Here is a 16,755-nt window from a genome sequence, read left to right on the forward strand (position 1 = left end):
TTAGTCATCCTCTTTTTTCATTTCAATACTGCTCTGCCGGATATGCACCAGCAGGCGGTAGTTGTGTCCTGTCCCTTCCACCGGTTCGATTTGCTTCCATTCCGTAGTCTGGTCATCAGAGAAGTAGGCAATCACGCCAATAAACTGTGTCTTCTCATCCATCTTCACCGGTGGTAGGGTTTTTATTGTGTCGGGCAGCAGGCTGAAATCCTGGTGATCGATATAGTTCTTCCCCAGCGCATCCGGTAATGGTGTGCTGGCGAGCTGGTCATAATCTGCAGCCTGCAATTTCGAATCATCACTCAGGTAAACCAGCTGTACGTCTACCGCCGCCGCTTCACCGTCCGCATTGATGTTGGCATCCGGCTCTGTCAGCAACGTAATCGCCACCTGCGAAGCCTGGTCAGCCAGTTTACCGACCTGAATATCCGGGTTTTTGATGACCTGGCCGATTTTTTTTGCTGTTTCACAGCCTGATAAAGCGACGGTGAGCAATGCCAATGCCATCCAGGCGCGGCAAAAAGGCCTGGTCATGCTTCCGGCTCCCGCTGTTTTTCACGCAGTACTCGGTCATAGACCTGGGCATACACTTCGTTAAACAGCATCTCGAAACCCTGCTGGCGGCTGGATGCCAGCTCATCGTAATAATCGCAGTACATCTGCCAGGCTCCGGCATCATCCAGCGGCTTGCGCAGTTCATGGCTGCGGCGGTACTGTACAAAACGTCGCATCAGGCTCTGCGGCGAGAAGGCGCCCAGCAGTACGCGCAGCGAATCCACAATGGCGGTGCGGTTGGCTTCTTCGTGAAGGCGGATATTGCGCAGGCTCTCGCTCACGGCGGCAGGCGCGGCGAGATGAACCGGGCTTTTTCCTTCAGCAAACAGCACGTCCAGCGCAGTGGCGTAGTCCATATTCAGGCGCAGCGGGTTATCTTCTAGTGGGCGCAGATGTTTGTCAGACAGGCTGTTGCGGTGCTGCTGTAGGTCAAGCAGCCCTTTAACTGCCGCCTGCAATGTCCTTCCCGCTTCCTCCAGAAAATCATCAGCATCTTCTGTATTATGTACGGCAAGTGTTCCGCCCAGCCCTCGCAGCAACGGGCTGATGGCGAGATGGCGCTGCGCCGCGTCTGCCGGTGTAATCGCGTTATCATCGGCGTCCTGCGGATCGGCATACATTGACGGCAAATCCATATACGGCGTGTTGATCCCGCCGTGTTTGACCGGATCGGACAACGGCGCGGATGGCCGGGCAGGCGTGATCGCTGCAAGGGGATCGTCCCTTGTGGTCAAACTTTCGGTCCGCAGCGTCTGTAACGGGTCGGTGGAAAAGCCATTAACAATGGTATCTGCAAGCTGATGGCGGGACGGCATACCTGGATATTCCGGCGCGCCGTCAGTGGACAGCAACGTGTCTGAAAGAATGTCGTGGTTAGAAACGATAGTTTCGGGGGTGGCCATCTCTTCGTCGTAATGCCGCATCCCGCCGTGGTTCAGATAAACCCGAAGTACCAGATGCCCCGTCTGGATCTCATCGCCCTGGCGTAACTGCACCAGATCCGAGGCTACCGCAACTTTGGCCTGGTTCAGCCATATTGGTGCGGCCAGCGGATGCAGGCAGAATGCGCCATCATGCAGACTGATGGTGAACGCTTTCGCCGGAATATCCTAATGCCTATCCTGAACTGACCAGTGGCACTCACTGCTGTGGCCCACATCTCCGCCCTGCGTGAACAGACACCGTGCCGCGCGCCCGCTTTCCAGTTCGCTGCCGTTAACGACATGCAGTGAAAGCGTTTGTTGCCGCGCTTTTCCTTCCGCCATATCATGCTCCATAGTGGTTATATTTTACTCCCTGACCCGGATGGTGACTGAGGGATGTTCTCCCGGATCGCCGAGAAATGATGTCCAGCCCAGCAGTGCGCTCTTGCTATCGCCCAGCCGCATGGTGCTCACTTGTTCTGGTGCCAGTGCCAGGTGCAAATCCCAGGCAAGCTGATCGCGTAGGACGAAAGAGACAAACATCGCCATTGGCATAAAGTTTTCTCCTGACGGCAGGAACGAGAGAAACTGCTTACGATTCAGGTTGTTAATGCTCAACTGAAATTTACCGCTGAGATCGGGAACACTCGTCCCGAGGACAAAATTGCCCAGCACCGATCGACAGGCCAGCTTTTCGCCATTTTTAATGGTGTAACATCCGAGACTGTTCTGCTGATCTGGCTCTATTTCTACCATCCGCCTCTGCCAGTTTTGCAGAGTCACATCAGATAAATTTAAATCGAAACAGTGAGCGACCAGCGAGCAGACGATCTCCGGCGAGCGTCCCGGATTCGCCAGTATTCCGGCATAGGCCAGCATTTTGCTGTGATTGATTGCCAGCCGTTCGCGAAGCTGCCGGTGGCCCAGCCCTACCAGGGAATACATCCGCTGTGAGAACGCATCCATGCCGCCGTTACGGAAACTGATGTGGTAGCGGTACTTACGCCAAATATGCCAGACAAACTGCGTCAGGCGGTGGCTGAACATATCCAGAAAATCACTGACCGGACTTTGCTCGTGCGCGGATTTCCAAGCCAGGTGATCAAGGTAATAACCGGGCAAGGGAGACTGGCTGCCCTGTAGCCCCATAAAGGTGGTGGTCACCCTGAACTGCCCGGAGGTCTCTTGCTCCAGCGCCCTGACATCACTTACCGGAAACCCCAGGCTGGCATCAGCCCGGAAACGAATGGTCTCCTGCGCCGGAGGGGTATCGAGGGACAACGCCGGTGTTTCGCTACCCTCTGATGCCAGCCTGTGCAGCAACTCGGCAAGGGCAAAAAAATTACAGGCGCATGCGTCCTGAAGAAAACACTCCCGCAACGTGTTTTTTTCATCCTCTACCGGAGCATTGTCCGGACTCAAATGAGCGGGTGTTGCCCGGTTCTTTCCGCCCATTTCCATGACTCCTGGCTTTCCGTGTTAACAACGGTCAGTATGTGGAATGAATTGACGCTGGCATAAAGCGACAGAAAGTGCGACAAAACTGCACCCAGCAGGTACATCTCTCCTTCACAGACAAACGGCCCTGGATGGATATACAAGGTAGACGCCAGACCGCGTACCGGTATCCCGGTAAACAGGCGATCAACCGGCCTGGTTTCCAGCCGTTCAATGGCATCCAGCTTCTGCTGTGACAGGCGAGCCATCTGCGGGTGATGAATAGCGTGGCGATCAAAATTAGCTATGACCTGTTTGAGCGCATCAGCATCCAGCAGTGACAGATAATTCAGGTTCATGGCGGACAGCAAGGACCAGTGCAGGCTGCCGTCTATAACCGGCCAGAGTGGCGGTGTGGGTCGGGTAATATTGCGAAATGACGCCACTGCCGCGTTTTTACCTGTTGTACTTGTGATGTCGCCAGGTAGGATCTGCACCGGCAACTCACGGTTAGTGCAGATCAGCGATACCGAGACCACTTCATTATTAAGCAGTGAGGCATCCGGGTGGCTGCCATCGGCATGGATAAAAGCCAGATTATGATCAAAGCCCCGGTGAAAAAGTGAGGTCTTTGTCCGGTGCTGCCAGTAGACCACTTCCCGTTTACGGCTGTATTCCATCTGGTGGCTAAAGCTTTCAAAGGCCGGCCAATGACGTACAGAAGGTGTGGTAACGGGGTGTCCAAACTCTTTTTTTCTGAATATATTCTGTGTCTGGCTCACCACACTGTTAACCGAAAAAATGTCGTAATGATCTGGATAGTGGCGGCTGGGTATCAGCGGATAATCTGCCCGTTGGTGATCCAGCGTAATCGCTTCGGCATGATGGAAAAAAAGATTAATGGCGGGCGCACAGTATAAACGCAGGGAGCTGCGGTTTAACTGGATATCCACTGGTAAGGGGCGTGAAAAACGCAGCCGCAGGGTGAATCGGTTCTCCTTTAATCTGCCAGGTAGCGCCGGAACGCCGCAGGCATCGAAAAACAGAAAACTGTCAGCGTAGCAGAAAAATTCCTGGAGAATACGGTAGCCGCTATGAACATTACCGGGCCAGGGCAGCATGGCATCCTCTGACTCAAATCCCACAGCTTTCAGCATAAATTCAGGCATCGGGATCGACTGCTCGCCCGTAAGCAACTCTGCGCCCTGTAAATATTCGCAAAACCACAGATAAAGCTGGAAACGGGTATAATTATCATCGTTGCCCAGCCAGAAGCGCAGCCTGTTCAGATCCAGAGTGGTGAAATCTGTACCCGGTGCTACGGTAAATGTTATATCAATGATGCCATGGCGGGGCGTACTGCGATCCTCAACCTGGTCCAGTTGAACGGGCAACAGCCAGATATCCCGGCAGAGAGTGAAAGTACAGGGCGGGGCTACATCGTGCTCATTGCCGGAATTCGCAGATAATACTTGGTTTCCCTGAGTCCCCTTCGCGCCGGTTGTTAACTGTTCATTACGAGGGATGCGTACCGGTACGGAAGTTTTGTCCATATCCGGACTGTATTCAATTAGCGTCATCGACGGCACCGGGCGCAGATAATTGGGCCACAGCATTTTGATCAGGCCGTGTGTTAGCTCAGGAAACTCATCCTCAATTTTCTGGCGCAGATTGCCAGTCAGAAAGGCCACGCCTTCCAGCAGACGCTCGATATCCGGGTCGGCCCCTTTTTCAGCCAGAAACCGAGCCAGATTCGGTTTTTCAGTCGCCAGTTGCTTACTTAACTGCCGAAGGTAATTCAGCTCCTGCCTATAATAGCGCTCTTCAAATTCCATTTTGCTAATCCACCCGATAATGCTGATTGCCGTGCGGTGCCATATCAAACTCAAGCACATCGTCGATGCCGTTAAATGTCACCCAGGCGGTGATATGGAAAATTATTTCCTGTGGGCTGGCTGCCTGGGAAAGAGCCGCCCGAACCTCAGCATGTGAGATTCGGGGTTCATAGCGCTCAATACACTGCACGATGGCCCGGCTCATGGCGCTGCGGTAATTATCAGATCCTTCCGGCTCTTCTATGCCCAGCTCCGGGGTGCCCCGACAACTTCCGGAGCGAGTGTTCAGGATATTTCGCAGGCTGAGGCGAATGGACTGTCTGAACGCCTCAATATTATTACCCCCCCCGCCAGTTTCTGGCAGGAGGGTTTTCCAGACGCTCAAATAGCGATCCGGCAGGCCTCTCGCGCTCCGGTATCACTTGTCTAACCGTCCGACTAAAGACAGTTCAAACGACGCACCCATATATTTAAAATGGGGTCTTGCGGAAATAGCCACCTGATACCAGCCAGGTTCGCCGTCCACGTCCAGTACCTCAACTTTAGCGCCACGCAGAGGTTTACGGCTGCGGACGTCAGCAGGTGGATTCTCCTGGTCGGCGACATACTGGCGGACCCAAATATTGAGTTCCCGCTCAAGGTCACTTCTCTCTTTCCACGACCCAAGCTGCTCGCGCTGCAGAACTTTAATGTAGTGTGCGAGGCGGTTGATAATGAACAGGTAGGGTAATTGCGTACCCAGCTTGTAGTTGGTTTCGGCATCTTTGCCTGGAAAATGCTTGGGTTTCTGAACTGAATTGGCGGAGAAAAAGGCGGCGTTATCGCTACCCTTACGCATGGTCAGGGTGATGAATCCCTCTTCGGCCAGTTCAAATTCACGGCGGTCGGTGATCAGCACTTCTGTTGGGATCTTGGCCTGAATTTGCCCCATTGATTCATATAGATGTACCGGCAGATCTTTTACCGCACCGCCGCTCTGCGGCCCAATAATATTCGGTGCCCATCTATATTTCGCGAACGAGTCGGCCACATTACTGGCCAGCATCCAGGCGGTATTGCCCCACAGATAATGCTCGTGACTGTGGCTGACATCTTCTACATAGTTGAAACTCCTGATGGGGTTTTCGGTAGCGGAATAAGGCTGGCGGAGCAGAAAACGCGGTGCGGTCAGACCCAGATAGCGAGAGTCTTCAGAATCACGCAGGGCGCGCCATTTTGTGTAGGCCGGGCTTTCAAAGATGGCATAAAGATCTTTAATATTGGGCAGCTCGGTCCATGAATTTAATCCCATAAATTCCGGAGATATGGAAGACAGGAACGGCGCATGTGCCATAGCGCCGACGGCACTGACATAGTTCAGCAGCTTTATGTCCGGCGTGGTATTTTTGAACTCATATGCGCCTAATACCGCCGCAATGGGTTCACCGCCAAACTGACCAAATCCGCTGGAATAAACATGCTTATAGAAGCCTGACTGGGTAATCTCTGGCGCGAACTCGAAATCGTCCAGCAGTTCTTCCTTGGTGACATGCAGGATATTGACCTTAATATTCTCGCGAAAATCAACACGGTCTATCAGGGCTTTCATTGAACGCCAGAACGACTCCAGTTGTTGAAACTGAGGGGCGTGAATAATAGCATCCATTTGGCGGCTGATACGGGCGTCGATGTCCGCAATCATACTGTCCACGGCCAGTTTGTTTACGGGTTCTGCTGGTGAATTTGATTGCAGAAGGCTGGCAACAAAAGCTGTTACGCCCTGGCGGGCAATATTATAACCATCAGCGCCAGGCTGAATGCGGGTTTGCGCCATGATTTCATCAAGCAGCGACGGGGCATGGCTTCCCTGTTCAGTGCGGGCGGAAATAAGTTCCTCTTCCTGTAAAGACATACTGAAAATCCTTGTGTTGATCTGTATTTCTGGAGCCAGGTTTCACTGTCAGTGGAACATCTTCCGCCAGTGTGGCTTCATCTGCTGGTACCCGTTGATATAGGTGATTTCACCCATCAAGTATCCGATCCTCTGGTCAAGCGCCGCGATCAATACATCCAGTGTTTCTGTGTTGATGTCGCCTGTCTGACTGATACATAACAGGATCACAGCCTGTGTTATTGCGTCATCGGTTCTGGCGGTATCTTTCCGCAAGCTCATACCGGGATAATCTCCCTGAAAAACAGTGGTTACTGGTTTTCTGCCTGGCTGATTTCCTGCAGCAACTGCTCGCGGGATTCTTTATTTTCCAGCAATGCCTGAAGCTGGGCGCGAAATGCAGGCAGATTACCCAGCGGGCCTTTTAATGCTGTCAGCGCTTCGCGTAGCTCCAACAGTTTGTTCACTTCCGGCACCTGTTTTGCCACACTGTCTGGAGAAAAATCGTTCAGGGATTTGATTTCCAGCGAGACATTCATCTCATCGTCATCTTTTGAGTCGTCCTTCAATGCTGCCGGAACTGCAAAATTCAGGCTAATAGACGCTTCTGCCATCACTGAATTGAATGAATGTTTATCGATTGAAACCATCTGCCGTTCATCAAATGGCGCTGTTTCCTGTGAGTTACCTGTATCACCCACTATCAACATGTTTAGAGGTAATTCCACCTCCGAAGGCTCGCCGTCAGTTTTTGGAACATAAGAAATATTGATGCGTTCTTTGGGTGCCACGCTACCGTTGTAATCTTTGCTCATAGAAATAATCCATCAGGTTACGTTATATGTTCTGCTTCTTTGTACAGACCATGGAATATTGGAATTCCGTACGGTAAAAAAAGTCCTGGCAATCATTTTACGCGCAGAAATTTTTTTGAGAAGCACTTTTTTCGAATGAAATACAGGAGTATTATTTTTGGGTGATTATTTTTAAGGTAATATTCTTCTCATGGTAAATAATTCGACGTTGGAGTTCTATAAATCCTAACAACTAATTAAGCATCTGATTTATAAGTTTTTTTGTTTTTTATCATACATAAGGTGAATGTTATTTGCTGAATTCATACGCCATGATTTTAATTATGATGTGGTTGGTGTGATGAATGAGATGTGCCAGGTAAAATAATTGAGAGGAATAATAGATCTAATATTTATTCATGAAAGAATTATTGTCTTGGTTTTATATGAATAAATGCAGATATATGATTCATGGATATGTTAAAATCTAATTTAACTACCATGTGAATGAATATTCGGCTTCTGGCTATATGTTTCATTCAGCCATGTAAAGAGAGCTTAAACTACAAGTTTTTTTATAAAACCCGCATGTTTTCATCTACCGGATGTCCTTCGGAAGATGTATGTAAGATGTCGTTAATCACCAATAAGGAGCTTACAAATGCCTACACCCTGTTACATTTCGATTACAGGACAAACCCAGGGAAATATTACCGCGGGTGCATTCACCGCAGATTCTGTCGGCAACATCTACGTGCAGGGCCACGAAGATGAAATGCTGGTTCAGGAATTCCTGCATAACGTAACTGTGCCCACCGATCCGCAGTCTGGTCAGCCAGCAGGCCAGCGCGCTCACAAGCCGTTCATTTTTACTGTGGCGCTGAATAAAGCCGTGCCGCTGATGTACAACGCACTGGCTTCCGGTGAAATGTTGCCGAAAACTGAACTGCACTGGTGGCGTACCTCTGTTGAAGGCAAACAAGAGCATTACTTCACTACCCGCCTGACAGACTCAACGATTGTGGATATGAAATTGCATATGCCGCACTGTCAGGACCCGGCAAAGCGCGAATTCACGCAGTTGCTCGAAGTCTCTCTGGCCTACCGTAAAATCGAGTGGGAACACGTCAAATCCGGCACATCTGGTGCTGATGACTGGCGCGCGCCGCTGGAAGCGTAAGGCTGAATCCACAGCCCCCTGTCCTTACAAGCAGGGTGCTGTTTTTATTGGGTATCGTAAGCAAATAAGCAGTGTCAGTAAGGAGTTACGTTTTTTTACGGGAGATGGCGGACGCCGGAAACTTCGGCGGTAGCGTGCCTGAATAATACAAGCGTAACACTGTACTATCATTCGCCGCAGTCCGGCTGGTGGTTTCTTTTCCCTGTTAATTCAGGAGGTTATTCATGTCAACAGGATCACGCTTCACACTGGAGGTGGACGGCCTGCCACCGGATGCGCTGGTCGTGGCATCCTTTCACCTGGAGCAGTCCCTTTCCTCTCTGTTCACCCTCGATATTTCGCTGGTCAGCCAGCAGCTTCTCAGCATTGATTTCTCTCAGGTACTGGAAAAACCAGCGCACCTGAAAATCTGGCAGGGCACGGAGATACAGCGCCGGGTGAACGGTATTGTGACCTGGTTTGAGCAGGGGGAAAACGACGGACACCAGATGCTGTACCGCATGATGGTCCGCCCGCCGCTGTGGCGCGCCCGGCTGCGCCAGAACTCCCGTATTTTCCAGAATGAGGATATTAAAAGCATCCTGGGGACGATACTGCAGGAAAACGGTGTGACGGACTGGAGTCCGCTGTTCAGCGAGGCGCATCCGGCGCGGGAATTCTGCGTGCAGTACAGTGAAACGGATTACGACTTTCTGGCGCGGATGGCGGCGGAGGAAGGTCTGTTCTTCTATGACGAGCATTCACCGGACAGCGATGACCAGAGCCTGGTGCTGTGCGACACGGTGCGCTTTCTGCCGGAGGCGTTTGAAATCCCATGGAACCCGAATACCCGGACCGAAGTGAGCACGCCGTGCATCAGCCAGTTCCGCCACAGCGCACAGATACGCCCGTCTTCTGTCATCGGCAAGGACTACACCTTTAAACGCCCCGGCTGGTCGGGTCGCTTTGAGCAGCAGGGGCAGAACCTGGATTACCAGCGTACACAGTATGAAGTGTTTGATTATCCGGGGCGGTTCAAGGACGGGCACGGACAGAACTTCGTCCGCTGGCAGGTGGAGGGAAGGCGTAATAATGCCGAAGAGGCGCAGGGAAAAAGCCGCTCGCCGGAGATATGGCCGGGACGGCGTATTCAACTGACGGAACATCCGCAGACGGGCCTGAACCAGGAATGGCAGGTGGTGAGCAGTGATTTACGGGGAAGCCAGCCGCAGGCAGTGGCGGGGCGTTCCGGCTCAGGGACGACCCTTGAGAATGATTTTACGGTGATCCCGGCAGACAGGACGTGGCGGCCCCGTCCGGTGGAAAAGCCGTCAGTGGACGGCCCCCAGTCAGCCGTGGTTACCGGCCCGGCGGGGGAGGAAATCTTCTGCGACGAACATGGCCGGGTGCGGGTAAAGTTTAACTGGGACCGGTATAACCCGGCAAACCAGGACAGTTCGTGCTGGATACGGGTGGCGCAGGCGTGGGCGGGACCGGGGTTCGGCAACCTGGCGATCCCGCGCGTGGGCCAGGAGGTGATAGTGGACTTCCTGAACGGCGACCCGGACCAGCCCATTATCATGGGGCGGACCTATCACCAGGAAAACCGCACGCCGGGCAGCCTGCCGGGGACGAAGACGCAGATGACGATACGGTCGAAGACGTACAAGGGCAGCGGGTATAACGAGTTACGGTTTGAGGATGCAACCAATAATGAAGAGATTTTTCTGCATGCGCAGAAAAACATGCAGGTGAAAGTACTTAACAGTAAGGATGTGCGGGTTAATTATGATCGCACGGTAAGCATTGGCCATGATGAATCCTTAGTGGTGGCAAATGACAGGAAAGTCACTGTGGAAGGAAAACAGAATCACAAAACAACCAAAGACCATGTGAGCCTGGTGGAAGGCAATTATGGTTTAGAAGTGAAAGGTGATTTGGCCCAAAAAGTGGCGGGTACTCTGGGACTGAGTGTTCTGGGGGATATTGTTCTACAGAGTGACAGCAAAATTAGCCTGCGCGTTGGCGGTTCTTTTATTGTGATACATTCAGGCGGAGTCGATGTCAGGGGGGCGAAGATAAACCTCAATGGAGGTGGCAGCCCGGGAGAAGTTATTCTGCCCATGCGTCCGGCCATTTTGAAGGCTGCAGCAGGAGAAGGAACCATGTTTGTGGCTCATTGTCCCATGGATGAGGAATAACAATGTTTCCAGTCCGTTACGCTATTATTGATGGTGCTGTCGTGGAAGATCTTATGGATTTTCTTTCCGAGTATAATCCACCACATGCTTGTCTGTATTCAGAACCTCTTCAGCCTGAATTAGTCGGGCTTGTACCTTATTTGCTCGAAGTAACACCAGAAGTCGAGAAGTGGCTGCAATGGAATATCAGCCCATGGGGTATATATCTCACAACGAAAGCGACGATGCGTGTGTTACGACAACATCTCAGAAAGTATTTGCAGGTTCTTCTTCCGAATGAAACCAAACCGGTGATATTTCGTTTTTATGATCCTCGCAATATCTGGGATTTTCTGAGTGTACTTTCTGATTGGGAAAAACATCTTTTCCTTAAATATATCATACGAATAGAAACAACTTATCGCCTACAACAAGATGTGTCTTTTACAAAACTTCATGAAAGGTTTCCTGATACGCAAACCAAAAAATCGAAGCTAATGTCTATTAGTAAAGAACAATATGCGTTATTAGAAGTTATCTTTGAGCGCCGATATGTTAGAGAACTGGCTGAAATAATGAGGGCCGTATCCACGTCTGCGAATGATGTTTCTATCAACTGGGCAGGGGAGCTATTTAATTATCTTCGTAATCTAGGGATCACAGACCGAAGAAGTATAGATGAGATAGCAAAATTATTTACCAGAGAGCGTATTTTTAACTTGGGTAATATACCTCATGATTATACAATAATTCTGGAGGGGACGATGCATCCGGGACATTACCGTGCAGAGCAGTTGCTACTAAATGTCAATGGTGTAATACCTGTATGGAAAAGGAGTGCTATCTAATGCCAATTAGCCTTACAGCGGGTTCGCCAAAATGTAATTGTAAGAATCCTGATACTTGTACGCATGCCCTTAAAATTACAACAACGGTTCCGGAAGAAACGTATGAATATAAACAAGGCGAATCTTTACCTGTTATCTATCTCCACGACAGCGATGCTAAAGGCGTTGATGTCACAACAACGCTTACAGGAAAAACTTGTGTTAGTAGTAGCCCCGATTGTCCATCAGGAGTAATATACAATGAATACTACCTGAGCCAGCTTAAAAAAGGACAGAATAAAGATAATTTAAAATATTTGAGTTACGAAGAAAAACTTAAGCTAACGATTGATAGTACCACTAATACAAACATAAAAATGCCTGGCTCTAGCTTTTTTTATGAAACATTAGAATATCTGGATATAGTTACATTTCTGACTGACGTTGTATTTGAAGGTATTGAAAAGATAGATAAAACAGAATACGCCTTGCAGGTTGGCGAATGCCTCGGGCAACCCATCCAGGAAATGATTTTTCCTCTTAAAACAAATGCCAGTGATAAAGCGAAATATCCCATATATACCACTGTAGATACTCGTATAGTAGTCTATCCAAAGCTCGTTTGGGATGTCGATGTTAATATTTCTGCTTCTAAAAATGATGGCACTAAAGAACTGACTGATAATGAACGATACGACATTGTTCAAGGCAGATCTCAAAATGAACACATGAGTGTTGGGAAATATGCGATCACACGAGGTGTTGCCATTAATGGAAGTGCTTCAATTGCAGTTGGAAGTGCCGACAAGGATTATAAAAAAACAATAGAAAAAGAGTTTACGCGTTATAAAGATAAATTATCTTTATTGAGAAATGCAGAAAAGACAATTGATACAGTCACTAATCTTTTCAGAGCGGATGACAAGAAAATACAATTACTCACCGTTGATATAAAGTATCCATGTCTGAATATTAAGGGTAGTGGTGAATTATTGCTGAGGCAAGATAACAAGCCGTATGTTAAATGTGGTGTGGATGTTAATCTGGCTCCATTGATTCAGTTTACTATTACACTTGACTTGATTCAGGCATTTGCTACTTATTTTCACCAGGAGAAAAACATTGCCAGGATCAGAGAAAAAGCACAGTCTCAGGAGGACGATGTTAAAAGTGGTAAAAATGGTGCTTATGCAAAAGCTGTCCTGAATCTAATTGTCACCGGAAATATTAATCTCTCCTATCGTTATGCCTCTGACGAGGATAACGAATTTCACTCTGAACTTGGTGATAAAAATGAAGGGAAGCTTGGCTTAACTTTAGAGTCGAAAGTTGAAGCGGGACTCAGGGTCGTAGTAGTCGAAGCATTTTTTAGTGCGGAAGCGAAAATAGCGGCTGAGTGTTGCTTTGCATTAGATAGAAAAGAAAAGAAAGATTTAGAACTGACCTTTTATCATAATGGAGTTATAATGTATGCAAAATATAAAATAAAAGTAGGTATTGGTAATGATGATCACAATAAAAATGACCTACCGAGTAAAAGAGAATCATCTGGTGATAATTGGGAGGAAGGCGAAGGTGAATGGAGTTTATGTAAGGCATTAAGTAAGGATGCATCGCCCTATAAAATTAATTTTTAAGGTTTCTTATGAAAAAATTATTAGTAGCTAGTTTCTTATTTATTACACTAAACTCTTTTGGTGGGGATGATATGAATAGTGTAAGGTATTCCGCTTATTTTAAAACATTAAGCAGTAGTTGCATTTTATCAGTCAATGGATTGGATTATCTTAGCACTTTACGTGGCTCAAGGACTATTAATACAGGGATGGATATAACAGATTCTCTGGAGAATAGTGTTAATAACACCGTGGGTTTGATTTTTTTTCCCTCGGAGTCAAAAATAAAAACTGATATCTACACATGTGAAGTCAAGATCATAAGATCTGCACCAAAAGAGCCTGATGTAGTAGTAACAAATTTTAAAGTTTCTTTTAATGGTGAAAATAGTCGGCCATTTAATGATCCCGAAGGCTACAAAATTAGTGATCTCAGCGACACCACACACAACCCTATTATCAAAGGCATATCTAACAGAATAATATTTGCTGGTGACACCAAACCGGAAGACTGGTTAACCGCCACCAGAAACATAACAGTTTCTGGTATTCCCGTTTGGCAATGGACTAAAGCACCGTCTCAGATTAATGATTTAACTTTAAGGGGTAGATTAATTGATGCTTATAAAGACTTAATAAATGATCTTAGGATCGGTGATCTTGCTACGATCAAGAAAAAGTATGCAACAGCTCTGGATGAATATGCACTGGCAGATTTAACTGATGATACTGATCTTTTCTTTGATTCTATAGGTATAGTTAATGCTGTTGAGAAAGGAAAGATAAATCCAAATCCAAACTGGGATGAATATACCTTATTGACTTATCAGAATGGCAGGATTTTTTGTCTTGGCATTGATAGCGTTAACAGAAATTCTCCACTAGAATTCTTCAATACTAATGGAAAACGTATATTTTCGTGGAACCCGTTTTTTGCTATTATCGATAATAAGGTGGTTCTGGTTCGTTAAGTTGCTTTAAATAGATGATACCCTTTTGATGCCTTATTTTGATATGCCGGAAACAGGGAGAGTAGTTTCTGTAGATTATCCCTGATAAATATAAATTTACTGTTGCATTGTCTCCTGGAGGAAATATGCCCGTAGCCGCAAAACTCAACGATAAGGGTACCCAGCATGACGGGTACCATGAAACAGTAATCACTGCGGGCTCCCCAACCGTTTTTATTGATGGTCTGCCCGCCGCCCGTTTGGGTGATCCCCTGACGCCTCATGATAAGCCAGAGCATCCGGTACATCCCCGAAAAATCGCCAGTGGTTCATCAACCGTGTTTATCGATGGGTTACCCGCAGCCAGAACAGGCGATGCTGTGGATTGTGGTGGCGTGATAATCGGTAGCGGAACGGTAAATATTGGATAGCGGTTAGTCGGTAATTAACTGAAAAAAATGTATTTCTTTATAATTTTATTTTTCGCCATTTTATTTTGATAAACCCCGGAAACTTCGGCGGTAGCGTGCCTGAATAATATAAGCGTAACACTGTACAGTCATTCGCCGCAGTCCGGTTGGTGGTTTTTTTCTGTTAATTCAGTAGGTTATTCATGCCAGCAGGATCACGTTTCACACTGGAGGTGGAAGGCCTGCCACCGGATGCACTGGTCGTGGCGTCCTTTCACTTGAAGCAGTCCCTTTCCTCGCTGTTCACCCTCGATATTTCGCTGGTCAGCCAGCAGTTTCTCAGCATTGATTTCTCTCAGGTTCTGGAAAAAACAGCCCATCTTAAAATCTGGCAGGGCGATGAGATTCAGCGCCGGGTAAACGATATCGTGACCTGGTTTGAGCAGGGGGAAAACGACGGACATCAGATGCTGTACAACAGATTCAGATCGATTTCACTCGACAAAGCCTCGCGGTTAAAGTCATCAACAACATTGAGCATACAAAAACGGCGGCCACAGGCCAGGGCATCATGCATAAAATCGACAGACCAGCTCTGGTTCAGTGCTGCCGGCGTGGCCACTGGCATGGTTCCGGTCAGGGAAAGAGGAGCCGATGTATGGAAGTTTTCGTACCGCTGGTTGCCGCCGCAAATCATTGGCGGCAGGCAAGGCTGATTACTGATAGCGGTTTACCAGGTCTTTGACCATTGCTGAATATGTTTTTTGCTTAAACTGTGATATCTGCTGTTCGATGGCTGTCTCTACGGCATCTTTTTTCCCTGGCAGTGGTGGAAGCACTTGATACTCATAATTAACCGGTGACCATGTGGCCCATTCCCCTGTTGCCACGTCCACCAGTGTAAAGCGCACCAGATAACGCAGCGATATGCTGTCGGACAGTTTTTCATCTTTATAATCTGACCAGACCATATTTTTTGTCGTAGTGTCATATCTGCCGGACTGCAATATATCTTGATATACAATAATTGCTTTCTGATGTCCTTTTGCGGCGACATAGCGCATTGCCTGCATCCAGTTCATGTTTTCTGCAACAGCAATGTCCTGACTTTCGTCTTTGTTTTTATCTTTATTACAGGTCACTGACTTTTGTCTGTCCGGAATACCGGAGAAAGTTGCGACAGTATAATACCGGCTCATTTCCTGTTGCATTACGGCTTCCGGTGCGCGACTGCCTGACTGGACAAGAATGACTGCCGAATTCTTCGGTACGCGAAGCTCATTCCCTTCGAGTGCTGCCTGGATATCTTCTTCGGAAATCGCTAGGGTGGTTTCGTTGCCAAAAATATCTTTATCCGTCAATTGCGTTGAATCATATTTACTGGCAACGCTGCTCTCTTTTCTGATCACTCCTGTTTTCTTTGCATCAATCGGGGAGTGCGGCGCACAGCCAGCCAACAGAAATATTGTCGTACTTAAAAAAACAGCGGGTCCGGAATTCATACTTGCGTCCTCAGTTGCACCAGGTATTCCCTGTAATTATTAATTTGAAAGCCAGGTCTGAATTATACACCCGAATAAAAGGCCTAAAAAGGGAATTCACGCTCATTAAATTATTCATATTGGAAATTCATTGCAATTTCACATGCAGAATAAATATATATACAGTTTCATAACTGTACACGCATACCTTGCATCCTTCGCTGGTAATGTTCTCTGGTCCGTTGTAGCGGCACGAATCACCAATGGAAGCTAGAATGTTATAAAGGAGAATGAGATATGAATGCTGTTTTCAGCATAATAACAGGCGATATCTGGCGCAGTGATCTTTATAGACAAATTACCCTTTCCATCTATTTTTAGTTGGCTCTATTATTAATATAATATTGCCGAGTCATCTCAGCGCCACAGCCTTGCAAGGAGCCAGATGTTCCACTTTACGTTTATATATGCCACCCGCGTGATGTTCCGTTCATAATGGCTTAATTGTAGCTCCGCGGCATCCCACGACCAGAGTTAAGATGCAACCAGTGCGCTAGAGGCATTGACCAGAATCCATGCCTGCAGGCATCGGTAAACCCATCAGACGCAGCGCCCGATTGATAGTGTTTTTCCGCGTCGGTTTCTACGGATTATGGTCGCGAGGGAATACAAGATTCAGATGTTCGAAGACTTCCTTTATTTATTGCAGGATGATAAA

The 16,755-nt window shown here is 48.0% G+C and carries 12 protein-coding genes and 4 pseudogenes; 7 read left to right on the forward strand and 9 right to left on the reverse strand.

Annotation, left to right across the window (positions count from 1 at the left end; genetic code table 11):
- The 7 genes and pseudogenes from tssJ to tssB all read right to left on the reverse strand — a co-directional run bounded on the left by tssJ (position 1) and on the right by tssB (position 7,435).
- On the reverse strand, positions 1–507 hold the full coding sequence (gene tssJ, locus FND52_RS01745) for a type VI secretion system lipoprotein TssJ (RefSeq protein ID WP_416359016.1): 507 nt from the start codon (positions 505–507) through the stop codon (positions 1–3).
- 23 nt (positions 508–530) lie between these two features.
- Positions 531–1,820: pseudogene (tagH, locus tag FND52_RS01750) on the reverse strand (type VI secretion system-associated FHA domain protein TagH).
- Positions 1,821–1,844: 24 nt separating this feature from the next.
- Positions 1,845–2,933, reverse strand: coding sequence for a type VI secretion system baseplate subunit TssG (gene tssG, locus FND52_RS01755; RefSeq protein WP_144129134.1), 1,089 nt, complete (start codon positions 2,931–2,933; stop codon positions 1,845–1,847).
- Entirely contained in the window at positions 2,897–4,750 is a 1,854-nt protein-coding gene (gene tssF / locus FND52_RS01760) for a type VI secretion system baseplate subunit TssF (RefSeq protein ID WP_144129135.1), read from the reverse strand. The genes tssG and tssF overlap by 37 nt, the downstream gene beginning before the upstream one ends.
- Positions 4,751–4,754: 4 nt before the next feature.
- Positions 4,755–5,172, reverse strand: a pseudogene (tssE, locus tag FND52_RS01765) (type VI secretion system baseplate subunit TssE).
- A complete protein-coding gene (tssC, locus tag FND52_RS01770; RefSeq protein WP_144129136.1) occupies positions 5,169–6,641 on the reverse strand; it encodes a type VI secretion system contractile sheath large subunit in 1,473 nt (490 codons plus the stop codon). The pseudogene tssE and the gene tssC overlap by 4 nt, the downstream one beginning before the upstream one ends.
- Before the next feature lie 290 nt (positions 6,642–6,931).
- Positions 6,932–7,435 carry a type VI secretion system contractile sheath small subunit gene (tssB, locus tag FND52_RS01780; RefSeq protein ID WP_144129138.1) on the reverse strand — a complete coding sequence of 168 codons (504 nt, stop codon included), beginning with the start codon at positions 7,433–7,435 and terminating at the stop codon, positions 6,932–6,934.
- Between the two features lie 640 nt (positions 7,436–8,075).
- Between tssB and FND52_RS01785 the strand changes: the two genes are divergently transcribed.
- From FND52_RS01785 to FND52_RS01815, 7 genes and pseudogenes are all read left to right on the forward strand, one after another.
- Positions 8,076–8,594 (forward strand): Hcp family type VI secretion system effector, encoded by a 519-nt coding sequence (locus tag FND52_RS01785; RefSeq protein ID WP_001142955.1) that lies wholly within the window; start codon positions 8,076–8,078, stop codon positions 8,592–8,594.
- Between the two features lie 224 nt (positions 8,595–8,818).
- Positions 8,819–10,774, forward strand: a complete 1,956-nt coding sequence (locus tag FND52_RS01790) for a type VI secretion system Vgr family protein (RefSeq protein ID WP_144129139.1) — start codon at positions 8,819–8,821, stop codon at positions 10,772–10,774.
- A 2-nt stretch (positions 10,775–10,776) separates the two neighbouring features.
- Positions 10,777–11,601: a DUF4123 domain-containing protein gene (locus tag FND52_RS01795; protein ID WP_144129140.1), complete on the forward strand. Its 825-nt coding sequence runs from the start codon at positions 10,777–10,779 to the stop codon at positions 11,599–11,601.
- Positions 11,601–13,217 (forward strand): hypothetical protein, encoded by a 1,617-nt coding sequence (locus FND52_RS01800; RefSeq protein WP_144129141.1) that lies wholly within the window; start codon positions 11,601–11,603, stop codon positions 13,215–13,217. Before FND52_RS01795 ends, FND52_RS01800 begins: the two co-directional genes overlap by 1 nt.
- An 8-nt stretch (positions 13,218–13,225) precedes the next feature.
- Positions 13,226–14,167 carry a hypothetical protein gene (locus FND52_RS01805; protein ID WP_144129142.1) on the forward strand — a complete coding sequence of 314 codons (942 nt, stop codon included), beginning with the start codon at positions 13,226–13,228 and terminating at the stop codon, positions 14,165–14,167.
- A 125-nt stretch (positions 14,168–14,292) separates the two neighbouring features.
- Positions 14,293–14,577 (forward strand): type VI secretion system PAAR protein, encoded by a 285-nt coding sequence (locus FND52_RS01810; protein ID WP_144129143.1) that lies wholly within the window; start codon positions 14,293–14,295, stop codon positions 14,575–14,577.
- 182 nt (positions 14,578–14,759) lie between these two features.
- A pseudogene (locus FND52_RS01815) lies at positions 14,760–15,035 on the forward strand (contractile injection system protein, VgrG/Pvc8 family); the annotation flags it as partial.
- On the opposite strand, the pseudogene FND52_RS01820 reads toward FND52_RS01815, so the two are convergent.
- Both FND52_RS01820 and FND52_RS01825 read right to left on the reverse strand, forming a co-directional pair.
- Positions 15,035–15,181, reverse strand: a pseudogene (locus FND52_RS01820) (IS3 family transposase); the annotation flags it as partial. The pseudogenes FND52_RS01815 and FND52_RS01820 sit on opposite strands and share 1 nt — an antisense overlap.
- Positions 15,182–15,272: 91 nt before the next feature.
- A complete protein-coding gene (locus tag FND52_RS01825; RefSeq protein WP_144129144.1) occupies positions 15,273–16,058 on the reverse strand; it encodes a lipoprotein YafT in 786 nt (261 codons plus the stop codon).
- Positions 16,059–16,755 lie beyond the last annotated feature (697 nt).

The organism is Atlantibacter subterraneus, from assembly GCF_007570865.1.
Classification (GTDB): Bacteria; Pseudomonadota; Gammaproteobacteria; order Enterobacterales; family Enterobacteriaceae; genus Atlantibacter; species Atlantibacter subterraneus.